Origin of the sequence: Pseudomonas iridis (genome assembly GCF_017980685.1) — a bacterium.
In the GTDB taxonomy this organism is placed as follows: domain Bacteria; phylum Pseudomonadota; class Gammaproteobacteria; order Pseudomonadales; family Pseudomonadaceae; genus Aquipseudomonas; species Aquipseudomonas iridis.
The window spans coordinates 21,619-38,363 of the sequence record NZ_JACXXO010000011.1; the positions used below are offsets into that span (position 1 = coordinate 21,619).

The following is a 16,745-nucleotide window of genomic DNA, read 5'->3' on the forward strand; positions in this document are numbered from 1 at the left end:
ATAAAAAAGAGGCCCTTTTTCAAGGGCCTCTTTTTTTGTCTGTCAGATCGTTTATATCCGACCGAGTAACAGCAGCACCAGCAGCACGACCAACACCACGCCGATAATGCCCGATGGACCATAACCCCAACTTCTGGAGTGCGGGAAGACCGGCAGACCACCGATCAGCAACAGGATCAGGATAATGATAAGAATTGTGCCCATGGTGATTTCCTTGTTGATAGCGTTCGAGAAGTCTTGGTTTTTCAGGGCGACTGGAAACTAACTAATTCCAGACGGCTTACAAATTCCGACTGGTATCAATGAAAGAAAATTCAATGTTTTTTTAAGATATTTGGATTGCTTGCTTATTTCCTTTGAAGCATAAGATCAAAAGATCGCAGCCTTCGGCAGCTCCTACACCTTTCCCTGTAGGAGCTGCCGAAGGCTGCGATCTTTTGATCTTGCATTCAGCAACTTGATGGAGCGTGGGTGGACACCGTTCCTTCGCTACACTCGGCGAATCTTTCCCGGAACAACAAGGCTGTCTGCTATGCAAAATCGCATGATGATCACTGGCGCGGGCTCAGGCCTGGGTCGCGAAATCGCGCTGCGCTGGGCGCGTGAAGGCTGGCAACTGGCCTTGTCCGACGTCAGCGAACCCGGTCTGCAGGAAACCTTGAAACAGGTCCGTGAGGTTGGCGGCGACGGTTTTATCCAGCGCTGCGATGTGCGTGATTACAGCCAGCTCACCGCGTTCGCCCAGGCTTGCGAAGAGAAGCTTGGCGGTATCGATATCATCGTCAACAACGCCGGTGTCGCTTCCGGCGGGTTCTTCAGCGAACTGTCGCTGGAAGACTGGGACTGGCAGATAGCGATCAACCTGATGGGCGTGGTCAAGGGCTGCAAGGCGTTCCTGCCATTGCTTGAGCAAAGCAAAGGCAAGATCATCAACATCGCCTCCATGGCGGCGCTGATGCAAGGCCCGGCCATGAGCAACTACAACGTCGCCAAGGCGGGTGTGGTGGCATTGTCGGAAAGCCTGTTGATCGAACTGGCACAACAGGAAGTCGGCGTGCATGTGGTCTGCCCGTCGTTCTTCCAGACCAACTTGCTCGACTCGTTCCGTGGCCCGACCCCGGCGATGAAAGCGCAGGTCGGCAAGTTGCTGGAAAGTTCGCCGATCAGCGCAGCGGACATCGCCGAGTACATCTATCAGCAAGTAGCGGCCGGCGAATTCATGATCTTGCCCCACGAACAAGGGCGCATGGCGTGGGCGATCAAACAGAAGAATCCGCAACTGCTCTACAACGAGATGACCTCCATGGCCGAGAAAATGCGCGCCAAGGCCAAACAAAACAACGGTTGATCTTGTCCGTAACACTTCCCGTCGTTAGGGTGGCCGCAATGGTCACCCTGTCGAGACGCGATAATGCTCAATTACTTGTGGTTCTTCCTCGCGGCATTATTTGAAATCGCCGGTTGTTTCGCCTTCTTCATGTGGCTGCGTCAGGGCAAAAGTGCGCTGTGGGTAATCCCGGCGCTGCTCAGCCTGACGTTGTTTGCGTTGTTATTGACGCGCGTTGAAGCGGCCTACGCCGGGCGTGCCTATGCCGCTTACGGCGGGATCTACATCGTGGCGTCTATCGGTTGGCTGGCCGTGGTCGAGCGGGTTCGGCCATTGGGCTCGGACTGGATCGGCGTGGCACTGTGCGTGATCGGTGCCAGCGTGATTCTGTTCGGGCCGCGCTTTTCTGCTGCTTGAGATGAGGGCTGTTTAACAATTTGCGGGAAATGTCTGAAGGGCGGCGCGCTGAAGGGTTGTAGGGCATTACTGATTTGCCCGCGATGCATTGAACCGGCGCCGTAAGCCGCGCATCTTCATTGCTCGCTAACCCTGAAGGACGAATCTCATGCTTGTACTCAGCCGTGTCGTTGGTGAGTTGATTTCAATTGGTGACGACATCACCGTGCGCGTTCTGTCAGTGAACGGTGCAAGTGTGCGCTTTGGCGTGGAGGCACCCAAGAAGGTCAATGTGCATCGCGCGGAAGTCTACGAGCGGATTCAGCGTAAACAGGCCTTGGAAAAGGCCCGTTGAGGTTTCAGTCAAACAGATGCTTGGGCACGTCATGCTTGAGCATCAATTGGCACTGCTCGCTGTCGGGATCAAAAACAATCAATGCCTGGCCCTTGGTCAGCGCCTGACGCACGCGCAGTACGCGGGTTTCCAGCGGAGTGTCGTCGCCGTTGTCGGTACCGTCGCGGGTGACGAAATCTTCGATCAGGCGGGTGAGGGTGTCGACTTCAAGAGCGTCGTAAGGGATGAGCATGGGCACCTCGGCTAAATCAATGTCGCGATGCTACGGCGATTGATCTTCGCCTGCCAGTTTTGTGTTGCCTGATACGGCCGCATCGCGAGCAGGCTCACTCCTGCATTGGAGTGCGTTCCCCGTAGGAGTGAGCCTGCTCGCGATAGCCATAGTCCAGTCAATAAAAAATCAGCTATCTGAACGCTGCCCCACCAGACTGTCCACCGGTGGCACCCGCGTATCGCTTTCCATCTGCGTGTCGTGCTCGATCTGATGACTGAAGCGGTCCAGCGAAGCATTCGCCGGCGCTGCGTCGCTGGCGAATACCGGCGGGCTCAGGATATACGCCCCGAGCAAGCGGCTCAGCGCTGCCAGGCTGTCGATGTGCGTACGCTCATAGCCGTGAGTCGCATCGCAGCCAAAGGCGAGCAGGGCGGTGCGGATGTCGTGGCCGGCGGTCACCGCCGAATGCGCGTCGCTGAAGTAATAACGGAACAGATCACGGCGCACCGGCAACTCGTTTTCACTGGCCAGGCGCAGCAAGTGCCGCGACAAGTGATAGTCGTACGGCCCGCCGGAGTCCTGCATCGCCACACTCACCGCGTGTTCGCTGGAGTGCTGGCCCGGCGCGACCGGTGCGATGTCGATGCCGACAAACTCACTGACGTCCCATGGTAAGGCCGCCGCTGCACCGCTGCCGGTTTCCTCGGTGATGGTGAACAGCGGATGACAGTCGATCATCAGTTCCTGACCGCTGTCGACGATGGCTTTGAGTGCCGCGAGCAGCGCTGCGACGCCAGCCTTGTCATCGAGGTGACGGGCACTGATGTGGCCGCTTTCGGTGAATTCCGGCAATGGATCGAACGCCACCACGTCACCGACGTTAATGCCCAGCGACTCGCAGTCGGCCCGGGTTGCGCAGTAGGCATCCAGGCGCAGTTCGACGTGATCCCAACTGATGGGCATCTCGTCAACGGCGGTATTGAACGCATGCCCGGAGGCCATCAGCGGTAACACGCTGCCGCGAATCACACCGTTGTCGGTGAACAGGCTGACGCGACTGCCCTCGGCAAAACGGCTTGACCAGCAGCCGACCGGTGCGAGCGTCAACCGACCGTTGTCTTTGACCGCACGGACCGCGGCACCGATGGTGTCCAGGTGCGCGGAGACGGCGCGGTCTGGGCTGTTCTTTTTACCCTTGAGCGTCGCGCGAATGGTGCCGCGTCGGGTCATCTCGAACGGAATGCCGAGTTCTTCCAGACGCTCGGCAACATAACGCACGATGGTGTCGGTAAACCCGGTGGGGCTGGGAATGGCGAGCATTTCCAGCAGAACTTTTTGCAGATAGTTGAGATCCGGTTCGGGGGTTTGGAGGGTCATGGAAACTCCTGATGGTTTGAGCACATCGATGGTTTCGATGAGAAAAGAATTTGTATTGCCTGATCGGGCCTCATCGCTGGCAAGCCAGCTCCCACATGTTTTGTGTGTACTTGAGAACCTGTGGGAGCTGGCTTGCCAGCGATAGCGTCAGTCCAGCAACCAAGCAATCAAGAAACAACCGGCTGACTGTGCGGAAACAACAAATCCACAAAGCGTTCAGCCGTGGGCTGCGGCTCATGGTTGGCGAGACCGGCCCGTTCGTTGGCTTCTATAAACACGTAGTCCGGCTGATCCGCCGCCGGCACCATCAGATCGAGGCCGACCATCGGAATGTCCAGCGCCCGCGCCGCCCGCACTGCTGCGTCGACCAGCGTTGGATGCAGAATCGCCGTGACGTCTTCCAGTGTGCCGCCGGTGTGCAGATTCGCCGTGCGTCTTACGAACAAATGTTCGCCGGCGGGCAAGATGCTGCTGTAGTCGTAACCCGCCGCATGCAGCGTGCGCTGGGTTTCGTGGTCCAGCGGGATTTTGCTTTCGCCGCCCGTGGCCGCTTGCCGGCGTCGGCTCTGGGCTTCGATCAGCGCACCAATCGAATGCTGACCGTCACCGATCACTTCGGCCGGTCGACGAATGGCTGCCGCCACCACTTCAAAACCAATCACCAGAATCCGCAGATCCAGACCTTCGTGAAAGCTTTCCAACAGCACACGGCTGTCAAACTGTTTCGCTGTTTCGATGGCCTGTTGCACCTCTTCGATGCTCTGCAAATCCACGGCCACGCCTTGACCCTGTTCACCGTCGAGCGGTTTGACCACCACCCGCTGATGCTCATCAAGAAACTCCAGATTGTCGTCAGCGTTGCCAGCCAATTGCTGCGACGGCAATTTCAGTCCCGCGCCTTTGAGCACTTTGTGGGTCAGGCTTTTGTCCTGGCACAGGCTCATGCTGATCGCGCTGGTCAGGTCGCTCAGCGATTCGCGGCAGCGTACGCGGCGCCCGCCGTGACTGAGAGTGAACAGCCCGGCGTCGGCGTCATCCACCTGCACATCAATGCCACGCCGATGGGCTTCTTCGACGATGATCCGCGCGTAAGGATTGAAATTGGCTTCCGGTCCCGGACCGAGGAACAGTGTCTGGTTGATGCCGTTCTTGCGCTTGATTGCGAAGGTCGACAGGTTGCGGAAACCGAGTTTGGCGTAGAGGCTTTTCGCCTGACGGTTGTCGTGCAGAACCGACAGATCCAGGTAGCTCAAGCCGCGACTCATGAAGTGCTCGATCAAGTGCCGCACCAGCACTTCGCCGACTCCGGGCCGCGAGCACTGTGGATCAACTGCCAGGCACCAGAGACTGCTGCCGTTTTCCGGATCATTGAACGCCTTGCAATGATTGAGGCCCATGACGCTGCCGATCACCGCGCCGCTGTCCTCGTCCTCGGCCAGCCAGTACACCGGGCCGCCCTCATGACGCGGGGTCAGCAGCGCGGCGTCGATCGGCAACATGCCGCGCGCCTGATACAGCTGATTGATCGCCTGCCAGTCCGCTTCGCTTTGCGCGCGACGAATGCGGAAGCCACGAAACACGCGAGTGGCGGGGCGATAGTCGCTGAACCACAGGCGCAGAGTGTCGGACGGGTCGAGGAATAACTGCGTCGGTTCGAGGCCAAGAATCTGCTGCGGCGCGGCGACGTACAGGGCGATATCACGCTCGCCCGGCTGCTCGTTGAGCAGTTCCTGGGCCAATGACGCAGGGTCGGGAAACGTGTGACCGATCAGCAACCGGCCCCAGCCGCAGTGCACGGCAATCGGGGCGGTGTTGAGTTCGCTGCCGTCTTCAGCCAGACGCGCCTGTAATCGTTCATACGACGGTGTCTGGCCGCGTAGCAGGCGTTGGTTAATGGCTGTGGCGTGAGGTTTCATCAATCAGATTCCTTGTTCACTGAGCCACAGGTTCAGGGCTGCCAGTTGCCACAGCTTCGAGCCGCGCAATGGGGTCAGTTGGCCCTGCGGATCAGTCAGCAATTTGTCGAGCATGGCCGGGTTGAACAGGCCGCGATCCTGACTTGGATCGAGCAGCAGTTCGCGCACCCAGTTCAATGTGTCACCTTGCAAATGCTTGAGGCCAGGCACCGGGAAGTAGCCTTTCTTGCGGTCGATCACTTCACTTGGAATGACTCGTCGCGCAGCTTCTTTCAGCACCTGCTTGCCGCCATCAGGCAGCTTGAACTTGCCTGGCACACGGGCCGAGAGTTCAACCAGTCGATAGTCGAGGAACGGCGTGCGCGCTTCCAGACCCCAGGCCATGGTCATGTTGTCGACACGTTTGACCGGGTCATCGACCAGCATCACCGTGCTGTCCAGACGCAGCGCTTTGTCCACCGCGGCGTCAGCACCGGGCTGGGCGAAATGTTCTTTGACGAAGTCGCCGGCAGCGTCATTGGCGGTCAGCCATTTCGGTTGCACAGTGGCAGCGTAGTCGTCGTAGCTACGGTCGAAAAATGCATTGCGATACGCCGCATACGGATCGGCTGCGCCATCCACCTGCGGATACCAGTGGTAACCGGCGAACAACTCATCGGCACCCTGACCGCTCTGCACAACCTTGCAATGCTTGGCCACTTCGCGGGACAGCAGATAGAACGCGATGCAGTCGTGACTGACCATCGGTTCGCTCATCGCACGGAACGCGGCGGGCAGTTGCTCGATGATCTCTTTCTCGTCGATGCGCAGTTGGTGATGCTGGGTGCCGTAGTGCCTGGCGATCAGATCGGAATACTGGAACTCATCGCCGCGCTCGCCACCGGCATCCTGAAAACCGATAGAGAAGGTCGACAGGTTTTCCACACCGACTTCACGCAGCAGGCCTACGAGCATGCTCGAATCGACGCCGCCGGACAGCAACACACCGACATCCACCGCCGCACGTTGACGAATTGCCACGGCTTCGCGGGTGCTGTCGAGCACGCGGTCGACCCAGTCTTCGAGGTTGAGGTTTTTCTCGTCCTCGTGTGGGCCATAAGGCAGGGTCCACCAGGTTTTCTGCTCTGTGGTGCCGTCGGCTTCAACACGCATCCAGGTCGCTGGCGGCAGTTTCTCGATGCCGGCCAGCAGGGTGCGTGGCGCGGGCACCACGGCGTGGAAATTCAGATAGTGGTTGAGCGCTACCGGATCGAGGATCGGGTTGATGTCGCCACCCTTGAGCAGCGCCGGCAGTGCAGAGGCGAAACGCAAGCGCTGGCCGGTGCGCGACAGGTACAGCGGCTTCACGCCGAGACGGTCACGGGCGATGAACAGACGCTGCGCATCGCGCTCCCAAATGGCGAACGCAAACATGCCGTTGAGTTTCGGCAGCAGTGCTTCGCCCCAAGCGTGATAACCCTTGAGCAACACTTCGGTGTCGCCACCGGAATAGAAGGCATAACCCAGTTCTTCGAGTTCAGCGCGCAGTTCCGGAAAGTTGTAGATCGCGCCGTTGAAGGCCAGGGACAAACCCAGTTGACTGTCGATCATCGGCTGCGCCGAGCCGTCCGACAGGTCCATGATTTTCAGGCGACGATGCCCCAGGGCAATCGGCCCTTGGGCATGGAAACCCCACGCGTCAGGGCCGCGAGGGGCCAGGTGATGGGTGATTCTCTCAATGGCTGCAAGGTCTGCAGGTTGATGATCAAAACGTAACTCGCCAGCTAATCCGCACATATTGCAAAAGGCCTTGTGTCTACGGGGCCTCGTCGCATTTACCTAGAATCAAGTACCAATTTCGTACCGTTTTTCGGCAAATCCAGCTTTTCAAGCTCCGCGAAATCGCTCGAGGAACTGATCCACTTGGCATAGGTTGAAAGCAGAACTTGGACGCTGTGTCCGAGTTGCGCGGCGATGAATGCCGGGTTCATTCCGGACATCAAACACATTGTTGCGTAGGTGTGCCTGGTGTCATACATCCGGCGATATCGAATCCCCGCCTTACGCAGCGCCGTCAACCAATAGCGCTTAGCCCCTGTTTCGGATCGGATGTACAGCTCTGATCTTTCACCCGAACCTTCCGGCGCGAAAACATAATCAGAGCGCGCCGCCGTAAGAGGTCTTGCTTTTTCGAGTGCCTGTAAAGCGCGATCGTTCAATAAAACTTCCCTCGACACCTTCGTCTTCGTCCTCTCCTTGATCTTGCCGTACAGTCTGATGCGGCAAACCTTGGCGCGCCTTGAGCGCGTATCAACTTCGCTCCAGCGCAGGGCCATCGCCTCGCCCGGACGCATTCCTGTATAGAAAGAAAACTCAAAAAAACACGCGTAAATCGACTGTAAACCGCTCGTCACTTCGTACAGCTTGGCGATGAGTTCGTCAGCTTCCTCGCGGCTGAAAGGGTCAATCTCACGCTTCACGACCCTTGTCGGCGGGATTGAGTTGGCCGGATTTCTCACGATTAGCTCGTCGTTCACAGCCTGGGTCAGCAGACTGGTGACAAGGCGAATCGCTCCCTTCCGACGGATCGGCGAAGTCCACGTAATGCTGTTGACGATTTTGCGCATCAGCACGGGCGTGATCTTGTCGAGCGGGTATTGAGCGAGGTGCGGCACCCAGTAATTCTGCATCGTGCTGCGGTAGTTCTTCCGGGTGCTGTCCTCGATCTGTAGGCTGTTCAGCCAGTCCTGGGCATAGTCGAAGAAGATCGGCATCTGCCCAGTTGAGTCGTTCCGGCTGTTCGGGAACAGTTCCCGATATTTCTCAGGTGTGAGCACGCCCAGCTTTGCCAGCTGGGTCACTTGAGCACGTAAAGCCTCGGCTGCTGCGATTCCTTTTGGGCTTTGCGGGAGGGCGAGCGTTTCGCAGTGCCGCTTCTTGTTCCAGGAGAACCGGATCCTGATCGATTTCCCGACAAGCTCAACTCCGGTGGGCAGCTCCATTGGCTCTCTAGCCATTCGTCGTACCTCCATTTGCTGTACATGATTCGTCCGTCGATCTTCGACCAGACGCCGGCCGGGATGATGTTACGTTCCCGCTTTCGCTGCAGGGCTTTAGGTGTGGTGCCCAGCAGTTCGGCCATCCGCTTTTCGGTGACCTTGTCATGGCCGGACTCATCGCCCAGCTTCTCGGCTGCTGCCATTGTGATGCTCCATGCCGCGCGTGGCGGCAGAAGGTGGTGATGGGTTACAGAGTCAGTTCGTGGCCGAACGGAACGCGAAAGCCGGAAGCGTTGCGGTGACCACCACCGCCGTACTGCTTGGCGATCTCGGACACGTCTAGGCCTTCATCTGTGCTTCGCAGGCTGAAGGAACGTCCGTCAGGAGTGTCCCAGTAGCATGCGGCGAACGGCTCGCCCTGTGCCATGAGGTGGCCGGCATCGCTAGTCAACGTGTAAGGCAGGCTGGCGGCCGGCACATCGTGTCCGCCGATTACCAAGCGGCGCTTCGTCACCGCGACCAGCTCGGCCACGTCCTTGTGGTGCTTTCGCTCAATCGCTGCGCCATCAGACCGAAGTGTTTGCACGTCGGCGGCCATCAACTGATCCCAGACTTCGAAGTCATATGGGTAGCTGAAGAGGTTGGCCTGAATTTCTCGGGTGCCGTCCAGCCTGAACAGCCACAAATCGCGGTCCTCGATATGTCGCAGCAGCTGTGGTGGCTCTTGGTCGGGGAAGTAATGATCCCAAGCCAGCATCGCCCCGCTCCGATTCATGTCGAAGCAGCAGGCAATGGCTGGACCATTTTGCGAGTGAGCCATGTCGTGCGCCGTTTTCCAGCCAAGCAGCCGAGAGCCGTTATCGTGGCTGGTATCCTCTTCGATCCCAGCATGGAATGGCTCGAAGCGGGCCAAGTCTTCAGCAGCGCTCTTATGGTGGTCGAGCACAATGATGCTGTTCGCCGTGTACGCGAGCGCGGCCAGCACGTCGTACTTGTAGCTGAAGTCGACGAGGATCACATCCTTGCCGGTGACGTCCGGCGGCTCCTGCCCATAAACGCCGGGCACAAACTCGACATCGCTGCCGAGAGCTTGCCTGACAACCCAAGCAGCGCCGAAACCGTCAGCGCAGTTGCCGTGGTAGATGCACATCGTTTTGCGTTCAATCTCAGACATGGGATTTCCTCGCCCGCCGTACACCGGCAGGCTGTTGAGTTGGGGGAGGGGTTACTGCGGGGTGTTGGCGATCAGATCGGTCTTGCGGTAGCACTCGGCAGGGAAGCCGTACTCTCGGCAGGCGCAAACTTCTCCGCATTCCTCGTTGCGAGGCTCGATACGCAGAAGGCCATGCTTCGCGGCGATGTCTTGGATGTCACCGCCGTCGAAGCTGCCACCCTCGAAGCTGGCATTGATCATTTCGTTGGCGAATGCCTTCAGAGCGTCCGCGGCGATCTGCTCAGCTGGGTGTCGGTAGAGCGGAACAATCTCAGATCCGCCTTCAGCTAAGACCTTGAGTCCTACCACCTCGCAATTGGACGACCAGCAGCGAATGTTTCCGTTATCTGCGAACGCTGCATACGCCACCGGTTCGCCCTGGCGCTGGGTCAGCTCATCAATCCGCTGATCCGCTGCGTTCAGGCGAAGCTGCAGCGCGTCACGTTCTTTGATCGCGATCGCATGCTTGTTGCGCCAGTGCAGCACGGCGTCCAGCTCTTCGATCGTTTGAATTACGTTGCTCATGTGCAGAACCTCAGTTTTCGTTGCCGGTGTAGGTGCGCCAAGGAACCTTGACGCCGCTGACCAGAAAACCCCAAGTGCCCTGGTAGGGTCCGCTGATGAATAGGGTGAAGGCGCCGCCGTCGACAACGCTGTCGATCCGGTGGTACTCGCCGTAGCTGAGTGAGGCGGTGTCGCCTGGGCGGCGGTCGATGTACTCGGTTGCCTCGAACGGCGCGTCGAACGATTGACGCAGTTCAGCGGTTTTCATGAGGAGTTGTTGGAGTGCAGGGTCATCAGCTTGGAGCAGCCGCTGCTCCGTGTAGCCGCCGCGCAGGATGATCGTGCGAGCATTCCAGGGATGGTCGTGCAGATCACGGTCATTGTCCGGACGCTTGATGTGGTGAATCCGCACTGACCACGGGCACCACCAGAGCCGCGACCTGTGACTGTCTCGGTCATACGGATTGAACAGCCACCAGCGGCCCATGTACATCTCGGCGCCGTCGGCTGACATGATGTGCAGATAGGGCGTGCGCTGAGCGCGGGCGATGAGCCAGTCAGAAACCGCCTGGCGTGCAAGCAGCTTGGCGAGCAGGCGCCAGAAGATATTGAGCATGAGAGCGTCCTATGCCGGGTCATGCCCGGGCGGTGGAAGGGTTCAGGATTTTTCGAATTGGCGGAAATGCGCGCATAGATTCTTGCGCTGCTGGATTCCGAGCATCAGCGTGCTGACCTTGGTGCCTTTGAGGAATACCGTGGCGGGAGGCAGCTTCACGTCACAGGGCAGCACCTGTTCGCCGCGTGCCAGCGATTCTTCAACGTGGCGCGCCATCTCTGACCAGACGTGAATCTCAATTCGAACCTCTGCACGCACGGCCTCGATGATCCACATTGGAAGAGTGACCAGGCGCTCGTCGCGGGAGGCCGGTGATTGATCTGTGGGCATGGCGATACCTCGCTAGATGGTGCAATCGAAGTGATAGGGTTACGCTTGGGCCAAAGTTTTGGAGCTAATAATGTTCACTGGAAAAATCGACAAGGAAATGCCTCAAAGGCTGCTCACCGTGATCTACAACATGTATCTGGAAAAGCACGGGCATGGAGTTCGTAACCTCGATGAATTCACCGTTTCACTTACTGCGCATGAGCTTTTCGCAATGCGTGTTCCTGACCTGTATGAAGAGATGGGGAACGTTGTGAAACCGTTGCTAGTCGAGAACTTCCAGGAACTAGAAGCGAGGGGCTATTTGAGAAAGGGGCAACCGCTGAGATACCACCTGACCGAGAAAGGCTATGACCACGCCTCAAAGGACAGATGGCAAAACTTTGTCGAGTATTGGAATTCGAACCCAGGTTTGAACACCCTTGTCGCAATCATCAGTGCTGCGATCGCGACGTTGAGTCTGGTGGTGGCTGCGATTGCGCTGGCGAACACTTCAGCGCCCATTCCCTACCCAGTTCCTACGTTTCTCTATAAAGCCGAAGCCCAGTTGCCAGTGCAGGGCCATGATCGAATCACGAATTGATAGGCTGACAATTTCGCCGGCTGGCGTGATTCGTTGAAGTGGGGTATTTGTTGCTGGGAATTAATTAGGGGATGGACGTTAAATGGACACGTTTTGGGCGCCGCTTATATTGGCGATAGTAGTCGCAGCAGTGGGCGCCTACTTTGCGGTTGTCAGGACCAAGAGAGAAAGGCTCTGGACGGAACGTTACGAGCGGATCGGATCAGCCTTACAAAAAACAGACATAATTCAGCGATACCTGGACAGTGAGGTGAACGGTGAGCATCAGATTCACGGGCTAACCAGGCATGAAAAATCTGAACTGAATGCCGGTTGGCCTATAGCGAGATACCAGCTCGGGACAGACATAATTATGTTGGAAATGCTTTTTACTGAGGAGGAATTTCAGCAAACCGCCAAGCGCTGGGATGGCTTGCAAAAGAAGCTTTTCGCACTTATTGAAGAATCATCTTCCCATGATGCTCCCGAGTACTACTCAGACGCGCGAGCTAAAGCCGAAAAGCTACGAGCTGCGCTCATTGGTCTATCCAGAGAAAAATGTCTAGGTTGGTTTTGAGGAAAGCCTTGCTCGACTAAATGCGCAACGAAATTAGTTTCTATTCCGGGGTTTCGATTTCATCGTCCGGCTCGGGCGGATCGTCGGCGAGCGACTTCAAGCCTGCCGCTTCAATGAGTTGAGACACCTTTTCACTAACAACGGTAGGTGTCGTGACACACGCAAGCATTTGTGCCGCTGTTTCAAAGTCGGCGGCGATCACGTTGCGCAGCAGGTTCTGATACACCTCCTGTTGGTTGTTGAAACCATGTTCTTTCATGAGACGCTTGAGGTCTGGCATGAAAACGCCGGCGACCTCAACAGTGAACCGGCCGATCCCTTTCTTGGCATCGTCTGCCGCTTTCTTTTCGCGCTTCTTGCGTTGCTTGATGGCTTCCGCCGTCGGCTCCTGCTGTTCTTCGGCCATGGCTTACCTCTTCTATTCCGCTGGCCGGGATTCCCAGCCAGGTCTGTCGTTTGCGTTGCTGGACTCGAAACCGTTTCACGCTGCTACCTTGACCTGATTCCATGCGCCGACCGCGCTGAAGATGCGGTAGGCCTGAGCCTCGTCGAGGGAAACAACATCAGGAATCGCGATCCAGCCCGAGGCAACCAAGTGCTGCGGGTTGGCACTGTCGCGAATCTCTTGGTAGCAATGCTCGATCACTTCTTCCAAGTGGTCAGAGAGGTACATGCCTTCCGGCGCGACCTCTACCGACTTCAGGTAGTGGTTGCCCATCTGGTCAAGGCAGAGCGCGCTGAGAAAGATGGTCCAGCGGTGAGTGATTTCACAGACGGCTTGGCCGATCTTGCCGGGAGCGATGTTCTTCAGGGACTTGTAATTGATCATCCCTTGCCGGCCGCTGGGGTCGATGTTGACCACCGCAACGTGATTCGTTCGCACCAGTGAGCGGCACGACCGTTCGACGCGGGCCTTGAGGTTGTTCGGCTTTCGAACCTTGCTCATGCTGCCTCCAGAGCTTCCCGTTGCAGGGGGTAGTCGATTTCGTATTCTGCGATCAGCCGCAGCAGCACTTTTGGATTAATCTCCAGCCTTCTGGCGCATGCTGCACGGGAGCAACCGATATCGCGAAGGGCTGTGATGCGCTCAACCAGAGCTACATCCTTCGCTCGGATTTTCTGGCGGCTGAACTTAAGGCCGTTTTGACTGGCGATGCGCTTGAGCGTTGTCCGTCCGATACTGAGCTTTGCGCACATCTGATCTTGCGTCAGGCCCTCGATAATCAGGTCTCGAATCACCGGCACCAGCGTCAGATCCTCCTGATGTGCTGCAGCGGACACCCGGCTGGCGAACTTGATGCCGTACTGGGCGGCGATGTGAATCGCGCGACGATTGCTGATGTGCAGATCTTTGGCAGCCGCAACGATTCCCTTGGTGTGGTAGGCCTTCATCTTTTCGGCGATGTCTGCCTCAAACGCCTGCGCCTTGGCTGTCTTCGCCATGCGCACTGCATAGTTTCGCTTCGCTGGGCATGGTTCAGACCCTGATGAGGGCACAATGCGTTCGCTGTTGAACGGGCCGGGGTTGAACTGGCTTCGGCTGATCGGCACGACGTCGATAACGCGGCCGGCGGCGAGATATCCGCCCACCGCATCGGCCAACCAGGCGCGGTCGGTGTTCTTCTGCTGGATGCTGCTGAGTTCCAAGCTGATCATGGCGTCCTCACTTAATCCGGATGGCGCTATCACCGCGCTCAAGGTGTGCCCAAGTTGGCTCGGGAAGAAGCTCATGCTCCGCGTCTTCTCCCGCATCCATCCGCTTGCGAACAGTAGCGTTGTGGTCGCGGATTTCCTTGAGCTTGGCGGCAATGGCGGTTTTGTCCGGCGCGATGCTAGTCTTCACCGCGGTCAGCTCGTCCGGCACCGCGTCCTCGTTGTCGACGATGACCTTCTCTTTGCCCAGCGCCAGGGTGATGGTGAACAACGGTCGCTTGATCGACTTGAGGTTGGCGGCTTCCATGTTGCGGCGCAGGTAGTCGCTGATTTGCGAGACGCTGTTGGTCTTGATGCGCTTGAGCTCAGCGAGCCGCTCGATCTCATTCTCGATCGCGCTTACGTCGCTTTCGATGTTCCGACGCAGCATGACGATGTTGTCGGCCTTAACTTCGAACTCGCCTTGGATCTCGTCCATCGCGTGCTGGAGGGCCTCCTTTAGGCCCTCATCATCGGTGTCGGCCATTTCCTGCAGTTCTGCCAGCTTCCCGGTGAGTGCGTAGAGTTGTGTCATGCTGCTGACTCCTGTTTCGGTTCAGAGAGTTTTTTCCATTCAAGGGAGATCCGCGCCGCGCCTTTCTCGTCCTTGCGGAGTGTGAGCTGGCGGACTGCAACGTCGTGGATCTTTTTGAGTTCGTGCGGGGTTTGGGCGCCCTGCATGGTGTCGATGACCGACTTGATGTAGTCGAGGCGGTCCTGCTGCTGCTTGGCGATCTCTGCGTCTTTGTCGACTGCCTGCTCAATAGCCTGCTCTTCTTGGCGCTGCTGGACGTAGTCGCGATCGTCGAACATGCCAAGGAACACGTCAGCGCTGAAGCCGAGCATCGACAGGGATTTCTTGATGGCGTCCGTTAGCGACTTTTTCGGGGCCTCACCATCAGTGGTCGTCCCGAACTTCGATTTGTAAAGGTAGGGCGTACACCCATATTGCTCGAGCTCGCCGCGCTCCCCGTCGAGCTTGAACCAGAACAGAATCTTGATCGTGTGGTTCAGTTCGAATCCCAGGCTGACGCGTTTGTCGCCTTCACCGCTGAACATCTCGGCGCCTTTGTCGAAGCGTTCCTCGGCGACTTTCCAACCGAATCCGATACCAACCGGGCCAAATACCTCAGTGGCCTTCATGATCATGGCCGTGCCGTTGAGGCTGGTGATTTGCTGGCCGCCGACCTTGGCGTCCTTGGTGTAGCGGGTGTCGGTCTTGTCGACCTGGTCCCAGATCCGCATATTTGTGGACATGAGTTATCTCCGCGCCACCGGAGAGGGGCGCTGTGAAGGTGGTTATTGGGTGGCTTTGGCGATGGTTTTTTCGAATCGAGAGGCTAGCCCTGCATTCACCTCAGCCTTCTCCAGGCTTTCGGTGGTGCCCTTGGCGCGGTGCAGCGCTTCATAGTGGCGAAGGGTTCCGGCGGCTACGATGAGATCAGCCAGAAGGCCAGGCGCCTGTGCGATTAGCCTCGCGTCGGCCTCTTCGTACACGAAGTCGACTACCTGCTCCTGATCCGCGTTGTAATCGATAGCCCAGCCACGCTGGCCGGGCCAGCCTTGGCCGCCGGCCTTGCGAGCAAACCAAGGTCCGGGCGTGTGCTTTTGTTCAGGCATGAGGAATCCTTGCCGCGATGCACGCAGCGTTGAAGGTGTGGGTTATTGGGTGATGCGATCAGCGAGGGCGCTGAGCAACATCAGGAGGGTGCAAACGGATAGGGCGGAGAAAGATCCGCGCCAGATGAGTAGGCGCCGGGTGCGCTGGCGGGTGGTCACAGTTCGACCATCCGACCCCTGAGATCGAAACCCCAGTCGCCTTCCATGAATGCAGCGTTGTCGCGGGCATGGAGCGGCCAGTCGCCTTTAACTGGGCATTCAAGTTCGCAGACAAGCGTTTCGCGTGGACGCTTGAGAATCCGGTCCAGCTGTTCAAGTTGCTCGTCGATCAGCGTTTTCACGATGGGCGTGCTCATGCCGCTCTCCCTGGCCGACGCGCAACCGCACGATTCAGCCTTTCGCAGTAGTGGTGGAATTCTTCGATGGATATCTTGTTCGCCTGCAGGAAGCTGGTGATGTTGCGCAGGACCAGCACCTCATAGAGAGGAGGGCAGGTTTCGCAGGCAAGCTCATCGAGATCGTTGTCGATTGCTATGTGCGGGCTCACAGCGCGTCATCCTCGGCCTGAGCCTTCAATGCATCGTCTGCCAGCGGCTCGAGCAACGTCTCGGCGATCTCGCCAAGCTTGCCCAGCGGGTGGTCGCTGTGGCCCAGCAGCTCGGCAGTGGCCACCTTGTCGGCTAGTCCGCGTTCTGCGGTGATGACCAGCCAGCCCAGCGCGGAGGTGTGCACCTCACAATCAGCCAGCCGAGCATTGATGTGCTCATCAACCGCCAGAGCGAACTGCGCAGCGGTGACGCCTTGAGGCTTGCGCATGCGGCGCTGGAAGGACACCCCACAGCCGCGCAGCAAGTCTTCGGCGGCGTTGTACAGCCACTCGGCCCGCGCATCATCCCGAGGGCTCTCGCTCACAGGCGGCGGCAGGCGGTTTTCGTAGGTCAACTGAGCAATCAGTGCTGCGTTCATGGTGTCGCCTCCAAGGCGAAAACCGCATTGGCCAGAAGCCAGGCGCGGGTGACCAAACCCAGCCGTGAGACTGGCCTGGCGTCTGCCGATTCGGTTTTGATTTAG

General features: G+C 58.1%; 25 protein-coding genes. 5 read left to right on the forward strand and 20 right to left on the reverse strand.

Annotation, left to right across the window (positions count from 1 at the left end; translation table 11 throughout):
- Positions 1–51: 51 nt before the first annotated feature.
- On the reverse strand, positions 52–210 hold the full coding sequence (locus IEQ42_RS18150) for a DUF3309 family protein (RefSeq protein WP_181818456.1): 159 nt from the start codon (positions 208–210) through the stop codon (positions 52–54).
- Between the two features lie 322 nt (positions 211–532).
- Between IEQ42_RS18150 and IEQ42_RS18155 the strand changes: the two genes are divergently transcribed.
- The 3 genes from IEQ42_RS18155 to csrA all read left to right on the forward strand — a co-directional run bounded on the left by IEQ42_RS18155 (position 533) and on the right by csrA (position 2,078).
- The gene (locus IEQ42_RS18155; RefSeq protein WP_210704471.1) at positions 533–1,348 is read left to right on the forward strand and encodes an SDR family oxidoreductase; all 816 of its coding nucleotides are present in this window, start codon (positions 533–535) and stop codon (positions 1,346–1,348) included.
- A 63-nt stretch (positions 1,349–1,411) separates the two neighbouring features.
- On the forward strand, positions 1,412–1,744 hold the full coding sequence (locus tag IEQ42_RS18160) for a YnfA family protein (protein ID WP_003226957.1): 333 nt from the start codon (positions 1,412–1,414) through the stop codon (positions 1,742–1,744).
- Between the two features lie 148 nt (positions 1,745–1,892).
- Positions 1,893–2,078 carry a carbon storage regulator CsrA gene (gene csrA / locus IEQ42_RS18165; protein ID WP_047302530.1) on the forward strand — a complete coding sequence of 62 codons (186 nt, stop codon included), beginning with the start codon at positions 1,893–1,895 and terminating at the stop codon, positions 2,076–2,078.
- Between the two features lie 4 nt (positions 2,079–2,082).
- Here the strand turns inward: csrA and IEQ42_RS18170 are convergent, their stop codons facing one another.
- From IEQ42_RS18170 to IEQ42_RS18210, 10 genes are all read right to left on the reverse strand, one after another.
- Positions 2,083–2,310, reverse strand: coding sequence for a YheU family protein (locus IEQ42_RS18170; RefSeq protein ID WP_003236706.1), 228 nt, complete (start codon positions 2,308–2,310; stop codon positions 2,083–2,085).
- A gap of 168 nt (positions 2,311–2,478) precedes the next feature.
- Entirely contained in the window at positions 2,479–3,669 is a 1,191-nt protein-coding gene (locus IEQ42_RS18175; protein WP_150596250.1) for an osmoprotectant NAGGN system M42 family peptidase, read from the reverse strand.
- Between the two features lie 167 nt (positions 3,670–3,836).
- The gene (gene ngg, locus IEQ42_RS18180) at positions 3,837–5,585 is read right to left on the reverse strand and encodes an N-acetylglutaminylglutamine synthetase (RefSeq protein ID WP_210704472.1); all 1,749 of its coding nucleotides are present in this window, start codon (positions 5,583–5,585) and stop codon (positions 3,837–3,839) included.
- Positions 5,586–5,588: 3 nt separating this feature from the next.
- Positions 5,589–7,361, reverse strand: a complete 1,773-nt coding sequence (locus IEQ42_RS18185; RefSeq protein ID WP_210704473.1) for an N-acetylglutaminylglutamine amidotransferase — start codon at positions 7,359–7,361, stop codon at positions 5,589–5,591.
- A 38-nt stretch (positions 7,362–7,399) separates the two neighbouring features.
- A complete protein-coding gene (locus IEQ42_RS18190; RefSeq protein ID WP_338109821.1) occupies positions 7,400–8,527 on the reverse strand; it encodes a tyrosine-type recombinase/integrase in 1,128 nt (375 codons plus the stop codon).
- Positions 8,422–8,766 (reverse strand): hypothetical protein, encoded by a 345-nt coding sequence (locus IEQ42_RS27565; protein ID WP_338109819.1) that lies wholly within the window; start codon positions 8,764–8,766, stop codon positions 8,422–8,424. The genes IEQ42_RS18190 and IEQ42_RS27565 overlap by 106 nt, the downstream gene beginning before the upstream one ends.
- 44 nt (positions 8,767–8,810) lie before the next feature.
- Positions 8,811–9,737 carry a DHHA1 domain-containing protein gene (locus IEQ42_RS18195; RefSeq protein WP_228732004.1) on the reverse strand — a complete coding sequence of 309 codons (927 nt, stop codon included), beginning with the start codon at positions 9,735–9,737 and terminating at the stop codon, positions 8,811–8,813.
- A 51-nt stretch (positions 9,738–9,788) separates the two neighbouring features.
- Positions 9,789–10,301, reverse strand: coding sequence for a hypothetical protein (locus IEQ42_RS18200; RefSeq protein ID WP_210704669.1), 513 nt, complete (start codon positions 10,299–10,301; stop codon positions 9,789–9,791).
- Positions 10,302–10,311: 10 nt separating this feature from the next.
- Complete coding sequence (locus IEQ42_RS18205; RefSeq protein WP_210704477.1) at positions 10,312–10,896, reverse strand: hypothetical protein; 585 nt, start codon at positions 10,894–10,896, stop codon at positions 10,312–10,314.
- Positions 10,897–10,938: 42 nt separating this feature from the next.
- On the reverse strand, positions 10,939–11,226 hold the full coding sequence (locus IEQ42_RS18210) for a hypothetical protein (protein ID WP_210704479.1): 288 nt from the start codon (positions 11,224–11,226) through the stop codon (positions 10,939–10,941).
- A 70-nt stretch (positions 11,227–11,296) separates the two neighbouring features.
- Between IEQ42_RS18210 and IEQ42_RS18215 the strand changes: the two genes are divergently transcribed.
- Positions 11,297–11,806 (forward strand): hypothetical protein, encoded by a 510-nt coding sequence (locus IEQ42_RS18215; protein WP_210704481.1) that lies wholly within the window; start codon positions 11,297–11,299, stop codon positions 11,804–11,806.
- An 82-nt stretch (positions 11,807–11,888) separates the two neighbouring features.
- Complete coding sequence (locus IEQ42_RS18220) at positions 11,889–12,362, forward strand: hypothetical protein (RefSeq protein ID WP_210704485.1); 474 nt, start codon at positions 11,889–11,891, stop codon at positions 12,360–12,362.
- A 40-nt stretch (positions 12,363–12,402) separates the two neighbouring features.
- Here the strand turns inward: IEQ42_RS18220 and IEQ42_RS18225 are convergent, their stop codons facing one another.
- The 9 genes from IEQ42_RS18225 to IEQ42_RS18265 all read right to left on the reverse strand — a co-directional run bounded on the left by IEQ42_RS18225 (position 12,403) and on the right by IEQ42_RS18265 (position 16,640).
- Entirely contained in the window at positions 12,403–12,768 is a 366-nt protein-coding gene (locus IEQ42_RS18225) for a hypothetical protein (protein ID WP_210704486.1), read from the reverse strand.
- Positions 12,769–12,843: 75 nt separating this feature from the next.
- On the reverse strand, positions 12,844–13,308 hold the full coding sequence (locus tag IEQ42_RS18230; RefSeq protein WP_210704487.1) for a hypothetical protein: 465 nt from the start codon (positions 13,306–13,308) through the stop codon (positions 12,844–12,846).
- Positions 13,305–14,018 carry a hypothetical protein gene (locus IEQ42_RS18235; RefSeq protein ID WP_210704489.1) on the reverse strand — a complete coding sequence of 238 codons (714 nt, stop codon included), beginning with the start codon at positions 14,016–14,018 and terminating at the stop codon, positions 13,305–13,307. The genes IEQ42_RS18230 and IEQ42_RS18235 overlap by 4 nt, the downstream gene beginning before the upstream one ends.
- A gap of 7 nt (positions 14,019–14,025) precedes the next feature.
- Positions 14,026–14,589: a siphovirus Gp157 family protein gene (locus tag IEQ42_RS18240; protein ID WP_210704491.1), complete on the reverse strand. Its 564-nt coding sequence runs from the start codon at positions 14,587–14,589 to the stop codon at positions 14,026–14,028.
- Positions 14,586–15,311, reverse strand: coding sequence for a hypothetical protein (locus IEQ42_RS18245; protein WP_210704492.1), 726 nt, complete (start codon positions 15,309–15,311; stop codon positions 14,586–14,588). Before IEQ42_RS18245 ends, IEQ42_RS18240 begins: the two co-directional genes overlap by 4 nt.
- Positions 15,312–15,353: 42 nt before the next feature.
- Positions 15,354–15,674 carry a hypothetical protein gene (locus IEQ42_RS18250; RefSeq protein WP_210704493.1) on the reverse strand — a complete coding sequence of 107 codons (321 nt, stop codon included), beginning with the start codon at positions 15,672–15,674 and terminating at the stop codon, positions 15,354–15,356.
- A 155-nt stretch (positions 15,675–15,829) separates the two neighbouring features.
- Positions 15,830–16,030 carry a hypothetical protein gene (locus IEQ42_RS18255; protein WP_210704494.1) on the reverse strand — a complete coding sequence of 67 codons (201 nt, stop codon included), beginning with the start codon at positions 16,028–16,030 and terminating at the stop codon, positions 15,830–15,832.
- Positions 16,027–16,221, reverse strand: a complete 195-nt coding sequence (locus tag IEQ42_RS18260; RefSeq protein ID WP_210704495.1) for a hypothetical protein — start codon at positions 16,219–16,221, stop codon at positions 16,027–16,029. The genes IEQ42_RS18255 and IEQ42_RS18260 overlap by 4 nt, the downstream gene beginning before the upstream one ends.
- Positions 16,218–16,640 (reverse strand): hypothetical protein, encoded by a 423-nt coding sequence (locus tag IEQ42_RS18265; RefSeq protein WP_210704496.1) that lies wholly within the window; start codon positions 16,638–16,640, stop codon positions 16,218–16,220. The genes IEQ42_RS18260 and IEQ42_RS18265 overlap by 4 nt, the downstream gene beginning before the upstream one ends.
- Between the last annotated feature and the right edge of the window lie 105 nt (positions 16,641–16,745).

Bases quoted from the DNA above. Each gene is read 5' to 3' on its own strand.
- IEQ42_RS18155 (WP_210704471.1), top strand. From the start codon at position 533: ATGCAAAATCGCATGATGATCACTGGCGCGGGCTCAGGCCTGGGTCGC.
- IEQ42_RS18160 (WP_003226957.1), top strand. From the start codon at position 1,412: ATGCTCAATTACTTGTGGTTCTTCCTCGCGGCATTATTTGAAATCGCC.
- csrA (WP_047302530.1), top strand. From the start codon at position 1,893: ATGCTTGTACTCAGCCGTGTCGTTGGTGAGTTGATTTCAATTGGTGAC.
- IEQ42_RS18170 (WP_003236706.1), bottom strand. From the start codon at position 2,310: ATGCTCATCCCTTACGACGCTCTTGAAGTCGACACCCTCACCCGCCTG.
- IEQ42_RS18175 (WP_150596250.1), bottom strand. From the start codon at position 3,669: ATGACCCTCCAAACCCCCGAACCGGATCTCAACTATCTGCAAAAAGTT.
- ngg (WP_210704472.1), bottom strand. From the start codon at position 5,585: ATGAAACCTCACGCCACAGCCATTAACCAACGCCTGCTACGCGGCCAG.
- IEQ42_RS18185 (WP_210704473.1), bottom strand. From the start codon at position 7,361: ATGTGCGGATTAGCTGGCGAGTTACGTTTTGATCATCAACCTGCAGAC.
- IEQ42_RS27565 (WP_338109819.1), bottom strand. From the start codon at position 8,766: ATGGCAGCAGCCGAGAAGCTGGGCGATGAGTCCGGCCATGACAAGGTC.
- IEQ42_RS18195 (WP_228732004.1), bottom strand. From the start codon at position 9,737: ATGTCTGAGATTGAACGCAAAACGATGTGCATCTACCACGGCAACTGC.
- IEQ42_RS18200 (WP_210704669.1), bottom strand. From the start codon at position 10,301: ATGAGCAACGTAATTCAAACGATCGAAGAGCTGGACGCCGTGCTGCAC.
- IEQ42_RS18205 (WP_210704477.1), bottom strand. From the start codon at position 10,896: ATGCTCAATATCTTCTGGCGCCTGCTCGCCAAGCTGCTTGCACGCCAG.
- IEQ42_RS18210 (WP_210704479.1), bottom strand. From the start codon at position 11,226: ATGCCCACAGATCAATCACCGGCCTCCCGCGACGAGCGCCTGGTCACT.
- IEQ42_RS18215 (WP_210704481.1), top strand. From the start codon at position 11,297: ATGTTCACTGGAAAAATCGACAAGGAAATGCCTCAAAGGCTGCTCACC.
- IEQ42_RS18220 (WP_210704485.1), top strand. From the start codon at position 11,889: ATGGACACGTTTTGGGCGCCGCTTATATTGGCGATAGTAGTCGCAGCA.
- IEQ42_RS18225 (WP_210704486.1), bottom strand. From the start codon at position 12,768: ATGGCCGAAGAACAGCAGGAGCCGACGGCGGAAGCCATCAAGCAACGC.
- IEQ42_RS18230 (WP_210704487.1), bottom strand. From the start codon at position 13,308: ATGAGCAAGGTTCGAAAGCCGAACAACCTCAAGGCCCGCGTCGAACGG.
- IEQ42_RS18235 (WP_210704489.1), bottom strand. From the start codon at position 14,018: ATGATCAGCTTGGAACTCAGCAGCATCCAGCAGAAGAACACCGACCGC.
- IEQ42_RS18240 (WP_210704491.1), bottom strand. From the start codon at position 14,589: ATGACACAACTCTACGCACTCACCGGGAAGCTGGCAGAACTGCAGGAA.
- IEQ42_RS18245 (WP_210704492.1), bottom strand. From the start codon at position 15,311: ATGTCCACAAATATGCGGATCTGGGACCAGGTCGACAAGACCGACACC.
- IEQ42_RS18250 (WP_210704493.1), bottom strand. From the start codon at position 15,674: ATGCCTGAACAAAAGCACACGCCCGGACCTTGGTTTGCTCGCAAGGCC.
- IEQ42_RS18255 (WP_210704494.1), bottom strand. From the start codon at position 16,030: ATGAGCACGCCCATCGTGAAAACGCTGATCGACGAGCAACTTGAACAG.
- IEQ42_RS18265 (WP_210704496.1), bottom strand. From the start codon at position 16,640: ATGAACGCAGCACTGATTGCTCAGTTGACCTACGAAAACCGCCTGCCG.